The sequence below is a fragment of the Marinomonas atlantica genome (assembly GCF_001639725.1).
Classification (GTDB): Bacteria; Pseudomonadota; Gammaproteobacteria; order Pseudomonadales; family Marinomonadaceae; genus Marinomonas; species Marinomonas atlantica.
On the sequence record NZ_LTAW01000004.1, the window covers coordinates 76,616 to 89,959 of the forward strand.

A 13,344-nucleotide genomic window follows, 5' to 3' on the forward strand; every position below is an offset into this window, starting at 1 on the left:
AAAGGGTATTTATTATGCCGAATGGTTGCGGACCCTCTTGGATGCCACGTCGATTGACGTGGCTTTTTTTTGGCTGGTGGTATGAAGCTAGCTGCGATAAGCATGATAAAGGATACAAAAAAGGCGGCGATGAAGTTCGCCGCTTTGAATGTGATTGGAAGCTTTTATTAGCATTACTGCGTGATTGTAAGCGAGTTCGCTGGTATTGGAAGCCGCTAGCCTATCCTGTAGCAATTTTGTATTTCGTTCTAGTGCGGCTATTCGGCTGGTATTTTTTCCAATATAAAATAGGTGAAGCCAATGAAAATTAGCATTAGCCCGTTTGCGGGAGAATTGCCAAAGCTTAACGCTAAGATGCTGCCGGACAGCAACGCACAGGAGGCGAGAGGCTGCGACTTTGATAGTATGAGTCTAAAAGCTTCGAACGGTAATCAATTAGTAAGCAGCTTTGAAAAAAATGTGCGATCACTGTATCGATCCGAGCCTCACATAAATTACCGCTGGCACAGCGAAGGTGTCAGCATGGTCCAGTCGCCACTCAACAATGATCAGTGGGATCGTTTGTACTGGACGGGTGAGGGCGCACCAAAGATGGCAACGTCAACCATGGCGAATACTGGCACACCGCCAGGGTCAAGCTTAACGCTTGGCATTCCAGCGCCTAGCTTACCGTTACAAGTATCACAGCCAGATCAGGCCGAACCAGAAGACGGCGGCTATGAAATCAATGTGATCTACACGGTTACCTTTGTTAGCGCGTATGGCGAAGAAGGCCCACCAGCGTTAGCAAGTAATATGGTTACTAAGTGGTCTGGTCAGTCGGTATCGCTTAGCAGCATTCCAATGCCGCCAGGCGGTGCGCATAACATTGCCACTAAACGCATCTATCGCTCTGAGTCGAGCGGCACGTTCCTTTACGTGGCCGACATTCCAGCAAGCAGCTCTAGTTTTACGGATACCGTACCGACGGAAAGCCTAGGTGAACCGCTGCAGTCACTTGACTGGGATATGCCGGACAGCCGATTGATTGGCTTAACCTCGCTAGGGAACGGCATGCTGGCAGGCTGGTTCGACAATACGCTTTGCTTTTGTGAGCCGTATTACCCGCACGCGTGGCCAGTTGGTTACCAGTTGGGGTTTGACTCTGACATTGTAGGTGTTGCGCCAGTAACGGGCGGCGTCATTGTTGTAACAACACGAGAGCCATGGTTGGTTTCGGGTGCCACACCAGCCGCCATGTCTCAAATGAAGTTAGACTTTACTCTTGGTTGCGTGTCTCGCTATTCGGTAGTTGATATGGGGGAGTACGCGATTTATGCCAGTGCCGAAGGTCTGATTGCGGTTGGAGGTCGCACGCCATCATTGTTGACGGACGACATTATTAGTCGTCAGCAATGGCAGAACTATAACCCTGAAACCATTAAAGCATTTCGATGGCGAGAGAAGTATTTAGCGTTTTATGAGCAAGACGGAATCATCAATGCTTTCATTCTAGATAGTCGTCAGGGATTAGTTAACGTTGATGTTCCGGACGATGCCCACTGCATGTTTCTTGATCCAACTACTAGCGAGCTGATTATCGTTACTAATAGCGGCTCTATGCTGTCTTTTGAAAGCGGTGACGCTGGTTCGTTTTACTGGAAATCCAAAATGTTCACTATGCCACACATGGCGAGCATGTCAGTTCTAAAAGTGGATGCAGATGGGTATCCCATTACCGCAACCGTCTATGCCGATAACATTCAATTATTTAGCACAGACATTCAATCAAGCGATCCCGTTCGCCTACCATCAGGGCGTTATCGTAATTTCGAGATTGCTTTGTCGGGATCGGGAGAAATTTATAGTGTTCAGATGGCATCAAGTCCAGCGGAGTTATTGTAATGGCACAACGACTAAAGGCGTTTCCTCAGCCGCCACGCAACATTGATCGACAACTAAAGATTTACTTAGCTGCCATCCAAGAAATGATTGAAACAGGCGAAGGTGCGCGTGGCGATCCGCTGGATACTAAGCTTACGTTTCGTGATTTGGTGGATTCTGGCATTGCTAAATTGAAAGGTCGCATAGGTGCCGGAGGTTTAAGTGGAACCGACTTAGAGCCCGGCGGTGTGCCGGATTTGAGTACACCACCAGTGCCGTTCGACCTAAATATAGTTGCTGTCTTTGGTGCGGTAACCATTCTATGGTCTGATCCCTATGGCGCGTATAGCAATCATGCATATTCTGAAATCTATCGTGCGGAAGGCCAAAACGCGCAATTTGATCAGGCTGTCTTGATCGGTGTTAGTAATGGCTCTACGTACTCGGACTACTCAATTGATGAGGGTGTTTGGTACACGTACTGGATTCGATTTGTGTCTGTTAATAATGTATTTGGACCATGGCATGATCCAGCAGGCGCAAGCTTGCAAAGTGTTATTTCAGTTAAATACATGCTTGAAGAACTGAGCGGTAAAATCGATGAATCTGTATTAGCTCAGTCGCTTCGCGGTGAAGTTTCTAAAATCAACGATTTAGCCAAGATGTACACATTAACTCTCGATGTTGATGGTTATGTGTCAGGTTTTGGCACTTATAACGACGGAAAAACATCAGACTTTGCGATTACAGCAGATCGCTTCTGGATTGCTGCGCCTAACCGCAAAAATAAAGTTAAGCCATTCATTATTCAAGATAATAGCGTTTATATGGATACGGCCTTTATTCGTGATGCGTCAATTCAAGAAGGTAAACTCGGTCCTATTTCATTCGGAAAAATTCGTGATGCCAGCGGCCAACCAGTTACAACTGTAAGCGGAAAGCTTAAAGCGGAAAACATTGATGTCGATAGCCTTCAAGTCACTAATGCCAATATCAGCGGCGATATTTATTCAACTAACTACGGTGAAAGAGTAGGTGCGAGCTGGATTATTCGTGCCGATGGTAGTGCAGAGTTCAATAACGCCACAATTCGCGGAACGCTATATGCAAACGACATTGTTGGTGCAGTGAATAAGACTACTGTCGTTTCACAATCAGCTACACGATGGGCATCACCTCAATCATGGGTTGAGATTGGAAGGGTGAGTATCTCGCTTAGCGATAGAGAAGACGGCTACACACCATTTTTCATGATCAATGTTGAGGTTGATTCTCGTGACAACATGAGCAGTGGAGCTGGCACAAAACATACAGGAATACGCTGCAGGACTGAGATCAGGGTAAACGGATTGACAGTTCGTACTTTCTACTCTGGCGCATTGGCTAACGGTTTAGCTGGTGGTGTTAATGCAGTTGGGGCACACAACAGCCAAATCAAAGGAACAGTTGAGTTTGTGGTGTTCGGCTATTCACATGAAGCCTATGTAAATTTCTTTAGCGTATCTGGCATGGTTGGCGGTTTGGCGTAAAATTTCAATTATGGTTAAAATTTTGTTATTTACTGCTAACATAGTGCAACACTTAGACATAGTTAGTCTTGGATTAAAGAAAATACAGCATAAGACAAATGATGATCGTTCACTTGAATATGTCGTCAATGCCTGCCAAACCGGCAAAGCGTTTTTCTTTATGTCAGCTGGAGGTGGCTTTGTGGTACTTGAGCCAAAAGCCACTACGCCGATCAGTGTAAATGTCTGGCTCGCCTTCTCGGAAGAGGGTGACGCTATCCAACAATACGAAAGTGAGATAGTGCGACTCGCATCAGAAATAGACGCAGAGCGCTTAACATTTCAGTCCCCACGGAAGGGCTACCAACGAGCGTTAGCCCACTGGCAACGCGATGGAATCAACTACCATAGGAGTGTGCCATGAGTGGCGGCGGAGATAACTCAATAGAAGAAACGCCAGAGCAAAAAGAACTGGCACGTATAGCCATTGAGAAATGGAATTTTAGCCAAGACACCTTGGCACCATTGACTGATCAATACATGGCGGAAACGGATCGTATGCGCTCAGATCCAGCATTGGCTTACCAGCGCGGTCGAAGCAATGAAACGTCACAAGTTCAGAATGCAAACGCTCGCAACCAACTCAATCAGGTTACACAACAAATGGGTCTTAACCCCAATAGCGGTAAGGCCATGATGATGAATTTTCAGGGTGCCGCATCCAACGCGGATGCAGCCGGAGATTTCATGGCACGCTCTCAGAACGAGCAGCTAAACCAGCATGTTATCGGCCTGCAAAACATCAACGCCATTGGTATGGGCGAGTCTGCCGAAGCGCAAAGCGGTATCGGTGACATTGCTCAGATCGGCGCGCAAGAGCAGCGTTCAAACGCGCAGAATACTTTCAATCGCCGCTCAGCCAACTACCAACTATTGGGCAACATTGCAGGGGCCGCGACAAGTTATGGTATGAGCGCACCATCCACTTCATCAATAGATACAGCCGCACCCATCAGCTACAACACGCCCACGGCGAGCGGATTCACTGATTACCGGACCAACCAAAGCTTCGGTATCGCATAGGAGCAACCATGTCAGACTTCTTAGATACATCTTGGCAAGAGCGATTACAGCGCCTAGACGAAATCAATAACCCGTCAAACGATAGCCTTCACATCGACCCTATGATGGTTGATCTAAAAGGTGACAAGGGTGCATCTGAAACCTTAGCGCGCATTTACCGCAATCAATGGACAGATTGGAAAAACCGATTTCAGCCAAGACTAGAACAACTGGCTGGTTATGCTGCGACAGGCGAACTAACCAAACAGTCCGTTGGTTTAGCTCAAGAATCAGTGCAGAGCAGTTTTGCAAACAACGCGGCGACATTCGAGCGTAACAATCAGCGCCTCGGCATCCAGATGACACCAGCCCAAGAAAAGGCAGCACAGCGAACGGCAAGCATTGGTCAAGCGTCAGCCAAAACCACCGCAATGAACAACGCACGAATATCAGGCCAAGATCGTGATATGCAGATTTTAGCCGGTGGTGCTGGATTAACATCGGACTTGCAAGAGGGGATGCAGCAATGAGCTACGGTCTATTAGGTATGCAAAATCAAATGGAAGGCCAAGCGTTGCATGGATTACGCCAAAAAGCCAGCATTGACCAACAAAACAAGCAGGCAGAAGACGCCATGGATGCAGCAGAACGCCAACAGACAATGACAGGCGTAGGCACTGGGGCGGCAATCGGCATGATGGCTGGTGGCCCTATGGGAGCGGCAATTGGGGCTGGAGTTGGCTGGATTGCATCAGATTTATTCTAATTAAATTTTCTTGCCGGGAGGCAACATGGCATTAGACACAAGAGGCTTTGCAACAGGCTTTACTCAGGGCTTTGGTATGATGGACCAGTACCAGAATCGCCAAAAGCAAATAGGCTTACAAGAGCAACGATTGGGTTTGCAGCAAGAGCAGATTGAATACGGTAAAGAACAGGATGCTTTCAACCGTGACCTCGCCGAGCGCCGACTTGGTATGCAGGCCGACCAGCAAGCTCAGTCCCAAGCGAATTGGGAAGCTAACCACGAATTGCATGAACGCACAACCAACGCGACACTTGCAAATCAAGCGAACACCCGCAAGCGACAAGCCAAGAAAGATAAGCAGAGTGACACTGAATATCAGAGCCAGCAAGATATGGACTATGCCAAGTCGTTTTATGCGAACCTTGCTGCTGGTCAAACCAAATTTGATGAGGATTCTTTTAAGCGTCTTAGTGATATCCAAAAGCGAAACCCTCAATTTATCGGACATCCTTTACAGAAAACCCTTAAAGATCGTAGAGCGTTTTCCCAAAACCAGCAGGCACTACAGACAACTACAGCGTCGATTCAAAAACTATTTATGCCTGACGCTGAACTGACTGGCGAAGATGCGCAGGCCATTATGTCAGCCAACGTAGATGTTACCCGCGCAGCGTCACCAGCTGCACCACAAGCAGTAGCCATCGTTGAGCGCGTCTTTGATCCAAGCGACGACTTTAACGAAAACTCACCACAAGCACTGGGCGCGTTCAATCATATTTTTGGTGACCTAGTTGGAGAAGGCAAGCGGATCACAGGTGTTTACCCTGGTCGAACGCCAGGCACGATTTCACTTGATTTGGATACGCCAAACGCCAAAGGCGTACCGGTTACCGCCAATCGTGGCACGGCAGACGATGGTGATGACGAAGTATTAGAAATCCCCATAGAGAAAGCGATTAACGCGCTTAAAGGCTTTAAGTCGCTCTCTCAAGAGTTCGAAGTAAACCCCGACGCAGCAGAGAAAGCCATGCGCTTTGCGCGAACTATGGGCTTAGCGCCGGAAGCAAAAAATAAAGACAAAGATCAGCCGAAGGTCCACACCGAAAAAGAATACAACGATATGGGTGCAGAGGTTGGCGAGCGTGCTTATACGCTGATTACCGATCCGAAGACGGGGCGACACTACAAACAGTACTTGGAAGAAGACCCTAAAAGCGATTTTGATGATGTCTCACTTGATGAAGAGATAGCGATTGCGCGTGAAGAGGTAGCGAATGGGACCATTACACCAGAGCAGTTCCAAGCTATTTATGGCGTGTTATTTCAAGAACAGCAAGCAGCTCCAACACCACCGAACCCCAGCGGCACACCTAACCAAGTTGGGCGCCCAACAGCTACACGCGGTGCACCACAATCACAGCAACCGCTCGGATTAACCGATCCACGTAACGCACCTTTAAGTCAATTTGGCATTAAATAGCTGGAGTACACTCTGTGTCAGAATTAACTCGTGAACAAATTCGCCGTAAAGCCGCCATTAAAAAGCGTGTGCAACAGAAGGCTCAAGCATTCCAAAGCCGAAACGAAAACGAGCAAGGTTACTTAGGAGATAGCGTCGATGCCTTTCAGCACGGTCTTATCAGTGGTGGTGCAGACTTAGCCGATGGAGTGCGTTACATAACTGGTTCCGAAACCGCAGGCAATATCGCCGACTCATGGCGCGGTAGTGCGGAAGAGCAAATAAATCAGATGTCGCCAGCTGGGCGCGAAGCGATGCAAAGCTTTGGCATCAACACCGATGACGGCATTGGCTTTAACGAAGGCAGCAGCGTAGGTGGTTTTGGACTGAATGTAATCAGCGGCCTAGGTAGTTTCGCACCTACCATGATACCGGGCGGTTTAGCTGCAAGAGGACTGAGCACGGTAGGCAAAGTCGCTGGTGCAACCGGTAAGGCAGGCAAAATTGTAGATAAAGCCGCTGATGTTGCTGGCTTTGGTGGTGTGGGTGCTCTGGCTATTGGCGGCGGTACAGCCAATCAAGCCTATGAAACCGTTGCAAAAGCGGACCTTAATACGCTAGCTGAATCCGAAGTCTTCAAGCAGCGCTATTGGGAAATGCGCGATTACCAAGAAATGGGACACGAACAAGCCTTAACAGAAGCGCGAGAAAGCATTGCTAAAGAAATTGCAGAAGAAGCGGCCAAAGATGGCGCCGCGCTAGGTGCAATTTCTCAAGGCGCACTTGGACCTGTTTTTGGTCGACTATTCCGTGGTGAAGTAGGTGGATACGCCAAGTCAATTGCAGCCGGTGCCGCAACAGAAGGCGCTCAAGAACTTGTCGAATCAGGCGGTCAAAGCGCTATTGCTAACAAGAACGTCAACCCTGCAATTCCGACCGATACAATGGATGGTGTTGTGGGTGATGCGCTAACCGGCGCTATGACAGGCGCAGCGGTCGGTGGTGGCTTTGGCTTAAGCGGCAAGGCAACGCGAGACGTTCTAAATCGTAACAAGCCAGAACCAGAAGACACATTGCCAGGCGAGCAAGACGAAACCACAGCACGCGCAGATGAACTTCAATCTGAGATCGATCAACTAGACGACCAGATACAAAACAACTCTGACGAGCTATCAGACGCAGAGTACAGCGCATTGCTGCAACGCCGTGAAGCTCTATTGCGTGAGCAGCTAGGCGAATCTATTGAGTTTGCACAAAACGCTGAGTTAGAGCCATTACCTGATTTAGCGGGACCACAACAGCAACAACCACTAGGTTTGCTGCCACCTGAAAACGGCCCTCAGCCGCCACGCTTCGACACTATTTATGGCGAATATCAGCCATCCGAGCAACAACAAGCAGCACGCGAAACCACCCGCCGCTCGTTTGAGGAGCCTGTGACAGAAGCACGCCAAAGCCGTAAGGCCCGTGATGAAGCGTATCAATTGCAGAAGCAACAGCAAGAACAGATCGAGCAAACACGCCGTGAGCGTCAACAGCAAGAGGCGCAGAAACGCCAGCGCGAAGATCAAGTGGCGCTTGGTCAACTTGAAGTAGGCAGCGAAGTTAAAGCAGCGAAAGGCAACCAAGCAAAAGCCTATACGCCAAGTAACAAGTCGCTTGATGTGGAATATCAAATCGTTGAAGCCAGCGACCTAACCACCAGTCATGACGATAATTTCCAAGCGCGTGCTGACTACCCGCAAGCATTGCAAAACCGCGACCGCTCAAGCCCAGCATTGCGTAAGCAGGTGGAAGACAATGCCAAGAACTTGATCCCCGAAAAATTGGGTGAAGATTCTGGTGTCGTGAGTGGCGCGCCTATTATCCGTAACGGCGTCGTGGAAAGCGGCAACGGTCGTACAATGTCGATCCGTCGCGCATACAATGACAGCGGCGCAGCGAACTACCGCCAGTACTTGGAGAACAATGCCGAGCGCTTAGGTATTAGCAAAGAGGAACTAAGCCAATTCAATCAGCCCGTGCTTGTTCGTCAGCGCCTCAATGATATGACGCCGGATGAGCTCACCAGCTACACCAAAGACGCCAACACCACAGATGCGTTCGCACTTAATCCCGTGGAACAGGCTAAATCAGACTCAAACCGCGTCACCGACGATGATATGTCGTTGATCGATATACCAGAGTCCGGCGACTTCGCTGCAGCGTCTAACCGATCATTTGTGCGCAAGTTCCTAGGCCGCTTCCCAAAAGCAGAACAGAACGCCATGCTAAATGGTGACGGCACTATCTCAGACGGCGGTATCAGCCGTGTGCAAAATGCCATCTTTGCCAAAGCGTATGGTTCTGATCAGTTGATTGAAGACATTACCAGCACGTCCGCCGACGATATGAAGACAGTCGCTAAGGCGCTGATCAATGCGGCACCAGAAGTCGCCAAGCTGAATGCGCAAGGCGGTGTCGAAGGCTTCACCGACATAATCGTGGACGCTGTAAACATTGTTAAGCGTAGCCGTCGTGATGACGTACCCGTTAAAGAACTGACTGATCAATTTGATTTGATGTCAGAAAGCACTGTTGATCCAACCACCGCCAGCCTTGCCAACTACCTAGATCAAAACGTGCGCTCTATTAAACGCATGACCGATGCCATCAAAGGTGCCGCTCAACGTGGGCAAGATGGATTGCGTAACTCTGAAACTGACGGGCTATTTGGCCGCGCTCCTGCGCCCACCGTTGCCAATATTCTAAATTTCGGTGGTGAATCTAGTACACCGAGTGGTAAACAAATCAACGAAAGTGGTAAACAACCCCCTGCTATCAGTGAAAAAAGTACCGAAAGCGGTAAAGAAAACGACGATATCGGCACATCTGGCAATACTGATTTAACAGAAACTAACCAGTCATTACCGCAATCACCATCTGAGCCAGAAGTTAAGGTGCAGCGATCCGGTCGGCCATACAGCACTAAAAAATCAGCCCAACTATCAAGAACGTTTAGCAGCACACCTAACGCCCAAGTAGTTGAGCACAAAGGCGGCTATGGAATTATTGAAGGCGAAGCTAAGGCGAAGGATAACTCACCAGAACAAGTCACCGATAACCCAGAAGACGGAAGCGTTAACGTACCGGACGAAGTGAAGCCGCCGAAAGAGGCGCTAATGTCTCTAAATAAAGGTGAAGCAGGTGGCATGAACGCCGACGATGTGCGCGCCGCTGTCGAGCCTTTAATCAATGACCTCCACGAGCGCGGTACGTTTGAGGTGGTGCAGTCTATCAATGACTTACCGTTTGGTATTCGCCTACAAGCCAAGGCCAAGCTTAAGAAATCCAAAGGGGAGAACCCTGTATTGCGCGGTATCAACGCTGGCGATAAGAACTACCTGATTGCCGATGGCCTGCGCAATGAGAAAGAAGCCGTCGAGATTTTCTTACATGAAGTGGTGGGGCATAAAGCGGTATTGGATATGCTTGGTAAGGAAGGCGACAACATCATGGAGCAGATTGCCGTCAGCTATGGCCGCAAAGGTCTTGCGGATTTGATTAAAACCTATGGTGTGGAGCCTAATACCAAAGAAGGTCGCATTCTGCTAGGGAAAGAAAAAGTCGCGCACATGGCGGAGCGTGGCGAAAAGCCAGCAATGCTTAAGCGCTTGGTCGCCAAGGTAAAGGCATGGCTTCGCAATTACTTCCCGTCTATCAAATGGTCTGATAATGACGTACTTAGCTTGATCAGTAACGCGCGCGATAACGTCGAAAACCGCTACATGACCAAAGTGGATTTGGATGCCAGCACAGAGCAAGACACTCAAGAGGATAGCGTAAACCTATCTATTCGTGGTGACGCTAACCCTAAAGATGTAAACGACATCATAGGTCGCACACAGGCCAAGCCAGAACACCAGAAGAGCCTAATGGAGCGTGCCACAGACCGACTCAAAGTCTTTAAAGACATAGATACAACTGCATTCAAACAAGCGGTAATTGACTCCTATGCCTCAATCGAAACATTAGAAAAGAAGGTGAATTTTGGCAAACTCAAAGATGGCGCCGAGTCAGCTTACAAAGCCGCCCTTCGCACAGCCAATCTTGATTCACAGGTTGAAGCAGTTATGCGCCGTGGTGCTCTTGAGTTTAAAGACGGTGCGTTTCAAATCAAAGAGGGCAGCAAAGGCTTTCTCGAAATCTTCCAGAAGATCGCAGACAGTGAACAGTTGCAGCTCTGGGAAACGTGGGCCGGTGCCAAGCGAGCTAAGCGCATCATGGAAGAGGACGCACGCGCGAACCTTGATGGTCAAGCAGCACTTAAAGAGCATCGAGCAACCATTAACAAGCTTAAGAAAACCACGCCAGCAAATTACCCAGGCGGCTTAACGCAGTGGCGTAAAGATATGCGTGCCGCAGAAAATGGGATGAAGGATGCGCGTACTCGAGCATTTCAGAAGCGAGAGCGACTATACAAGCCTAGTGATATCAAGCGTGTCATTAAGTACGTAAATGACAACCCTGAACTAAAAGCGGAGTTTGAGAAAGCACAAAAGGGCTGGCGAAAATTCAATAAGTCCATGCTAGATATGGCAGAGCAAGCCGGATTGATTGACCCAGAGGCGAGAGCGATCTGGGAGCATGATGATTATGTGCCATTCCACCGTGTGGCTGAAATCGAAGAAGAGGGCGGCATTAGCCAGTACGCCACTAAACGAGGCTTGAGTGGACAGAAGTCAGGTATCACCCAACTGAAAGGTGGTGTCGAAAAGCTAAACATCATAGAGTCCATGGTGCGAAACACAATTCACCTAGTAGATGCTTCTAATAAAAATGTGGCGATGCAGCGCGTAGTCGATCTGGCAGATGGTGTTGCTATGGAGAAGCTGCCGGCATCTAAAATGGATCCAGAAGAGCGAGATATTATGCTTCGTGATTTTGGTTACGTTCCAGAAGATATGGATCAGGATACTTTAGACGCATGGACCAACCAACTTGAACGATATAACAGCATAGATAAAGGCGTTGTCTCAGTATCCAGAAACGGCAAGCTGCACAAATATCACGTTACCGATACTGGTCTGTTTGCCGCTATCACTCAGCTTGGACCTATGCGCGTTGACGGCATGCTTAGAGTGCTTGGCGTTCCTAAGCGCGTATTGACAGCATCTGTAACCGCGGCACCGGGCTTTATGTCAGCGAACTTTGTTCGCGACACTCTTTCAACATGGGTAACAGTCGAAGCCAAAACCACTCCCGTATATGACGCCGTTAAAGGTGCCGCTAAGGGACTGAAACGATCCGAGTCACAATGGGCCATTATGGCCGCTGGCGCTGGAGGTGGTGGCTACTATGACACCTCGCCAGACAATGTGCGACAACACCTATCGCCTTTAAATAAAGGCGGCGCTATGCACGCCCCGAAACGGATGTGGGATGCGTGGATGCGCGTAGGGCAAGCATTGGAAAATGCCAACCGGATAGCCGTGTATGATTCCGTAATTAAAGATGGCGGCACCGTGGCTGAGGCAGCACATCAAGCGCAAGATGTGATCAACTTTTCGAAGCGCGGAGCTAACAAATGGGTTCAAGCAGCCATCACGTTAATACCTTTCTTGAATGCGCGCATTCAAGGTCTTGAGCGCCTATATCGTGGGGCCAAAGAAAACCCTAAAGCGTTCTTTATGAAAGGAACTATCTTGATGGGTGCGTCACTTGCAATTCTTGCCACTAACTGGGACAACGAGGAGTATTGGGAGCTTGATGAATGGGATCGAGATGCGAACTGGCACATATTTGCAGGGGGTGAACACTTTAAAATACCCAAACCATTTGAGGTGGGCGCAGTTTTCGGAACCATTCCTGAGCGAGTGTTTGAGCAATTCAGAAAAGACGCCGACAGTAAGTTGCTTGGTGAGCGCATGCTTGCAATGGTGACGGGTACTTTTGCCTTCGATCCACTTGGCGCCCAATTTATGAAGCCTGCTTTGGATGTCGCATTTAACGAGCGAAGCTTTACCGGCAACCCAATTTTGGGTTTTGGCGATCAGTACCGCAGCCCTGAGGGCCAGTACAGCCCATGGACTTCGGAATCAATGAAGCAGCTAGCCGAATCTATGCCCGACTCTGCTCCGGAGTGGATGCGATCACCAAAGAGGCTTGAGTATCTATTTAAGGGGTATTTCGGGACACTTGGCGGATACGCTCTCAGTTTAACCGATATGGCAACTCAAGAGATTGTTGGCGCACCAGATCAGCCTGATGCAACACTAGGCCGCTATCCTGTTGTGAAGCGGTTTTACAGTGATGAGTTAACGGGCAATAAACACGTTGGCCGCTTCTATGATATGGCAGATGAAGTGAACTCTATCTATGCAGACATGAAAACAAAGTTTGAAGATGGGCAAAAAGAGCAAGCAAACAGAATACTAAAGGATGAAGCTAAGAAGCTACGCTTACGCAGCCACTTTAACAAAGTTCGCCAACAAATGAGCGACATCAGCTCGCAAACTCGCATGATCTACATGGATAAAAAGATGAGCTCCACAGAAAAGCGCCGACGTATCGATGAGCTTACTAAGCGTCGCAATCAAATTGCTCGCGCGGCCTCATTGCAGTTCTATGGGATATTCTAGGCAAACCCCATAAACAAAAGCGCTAAATGAATGACTAGGCAGATTAGACATAATCCGCCTAGGTATTCGCCAATCTCTCTCATA

General features: G+C 48.8%; 9 protein-coding genes. All 9 read left to right on the forward strand.

The features are described from left to right. The first annotated feature begins 14 nt into the window (after positions 1 to 14). The 9 genes from AYW75_RS07925 to AYW75_RS07965 are packed head-to-tail and all read left to right on the forward strand — an operon-like array spanning position 15 to position 13,260. Positions 15 to 311, forward strand: a complete 297-nt coding sequence (locus AYW75_RS07925) for a hypothetical protein (protein WP_067097962.1) — start codon at positions 15 to 17, stop codon at positions 309 to 311. Next, on the forward strand, positions 301 to 1,884 hold the full coding sequence (locus AYW75_RS07930; protein ID WP_082856445.1) for a hypothetical protein: 1,584 nt from the start codon (positions 301 to 303) through the stop codon (positions 1,882 to 1,884). Before AYW75_RS07925 ends, AYW75_RS07930 begins: the two co-directional genes overlap by 11 nt. After that, the gene (locus tag AYW75_RS07935; RefSeq protein WP_067097965.1) at positions 1,884 to 3,392 is read left to right on the forward strand and encodes a phage tail tip fiber protein; all 1,509 of its coding nucleotides are present in this window, start codon (positions 1,884 to 1,886) and stop codon (positions 3,390 to 3,392) included. Before AYW75_RS07930 ends, AYW75_RS07935 begins: the two co-directional genes overlap by 1 nt. Positions 3,393 to 3,402: 10 nt before the next feature. After that, on the forward strand, positions 3,403 to 3,795 hold the full coding sequence (locus tag AYW75_RS07940; RefSeq protein ID WP_067097970.1) for a hypothetical protein: 393 nt from the start codon (positions 3,403 to 3,405) through the stop codon (positions 3,793 to 3,795). Continuing rightward, on the forward strand, positions 3,792 to 4,454 hold the full coding sequence (locus tag AYW75_RS07945) for a hypothetical protein (RefSeq protein ID WP_067097973.1): 663 nt from the start codon (positions 3,792 to 3,794) through the stop codon (positions 4,452 to 4,454). Before AYW75_RS07940 ends, AYW75_RS07945 begins: the two co-directional genes overlap by 4 nt. An 8-nt stretch (positions 4,455 to 4,462) precedes the next feature. Then, positions 4,463 to 4,963 (forward strand): hypothetical protein, encoded by a 501-nt coding sequence (locus tag AYW75_RS07950; protein ID WP_067097976.1) that lies wholly within the window; start codon positions 4,463 to 4,465, stop codon positions 4,961 to 4,963. After that, positions 4,960 to 5,199: a hypothetical protein gene (locus tag AYW75_RS07955; protein ID WP_067097979.1), complete on the forward strand. Its 240-nt coding sequence runs from the start codon at positions 4,960 to 4,962 to the stop codon at positions 5,197 to 5,199. Before AYW75_RS07950 ends, AYW75_RS07955 begins: the two co-directional genes overlap by 4 nt. A 25-nt stretch (positions 5,200 to 5,224) precedes the next feature. Next, entirely contained in the window at positions 5,225 to 6,661 is a 1,437-nt protein-coding gene (locus AYW75_RS07960; protein WP_067097982.1) for a hypothetical protein, read from the forward strand. Positions 6,662 to 6,675: 14 nt separating this feature from the next. Next, entirely contained in the window at positions 6,676 to 13,260 is a 6,585-nt protein-coding gene (locus AYW75_RS07965; protein WP_067097984.1) for an LPD38 domain-containing protein, read from the forward strand. Positions 13,261 to 13,344: the final 84 nt, after the last annotated feature.

Coding starts and splice junctions, on each gene's coding strand:
- AYW75_RS07925 (WP_067097962.1), top strand. CDS start 15: ATGCCGAATGGTTGCGGACCCTCTTGGATGCCACGTCGATTGACGTGG.
- AYW75_RS07930 (WP_082856445.1), top strand. CDS start 301: ATGAAAATTAGCATTAGCCCGTTTGCGGGAGAATTGCCAAAGCTTAAC.
- AYW75_RS07935 (WP_067097965.1), top strand. CDS start 1,884: ATGGCACAACGACTAAAGGCGTTTCCTCAGCCGCCACGCAACATTGAT.
- AYW75_RS07940 (WP_067097970.1), top strand. CDS start 3,403: ATGGTTAAAATTTTGTTATTTACTGCTAACATAGTGCAACACTTAGAC.
- AYW75_RS07945 (WP_067097973.1), top strand. CDS start 3,792: ATGAGTGGCGGCGGAGATAACTCAATAGAAGAAACGCCAGAGCAAAAA.
- AYW75_RS07950 (WP_067097976.1), top strand. CDS start 4,463: ATGTCAGACTTCTTAGATACATCTTGGCAAGAGCGATTACAGCGCCTA.
- AYW75_RS07955 (WP_067097979.1), top strand. CDS start 4,960: ATGAGCTACGGTCTATTAGGTATGCAAAATCAAATGGAAGGCCAAGCG.
- AYW75_RS07960 (WP_067097982.1), top strand. CDS start 5,225: ATGGCATTAGACACAAGAGGCTTTGCAACAGGCTTTACTCAGGGCTTT.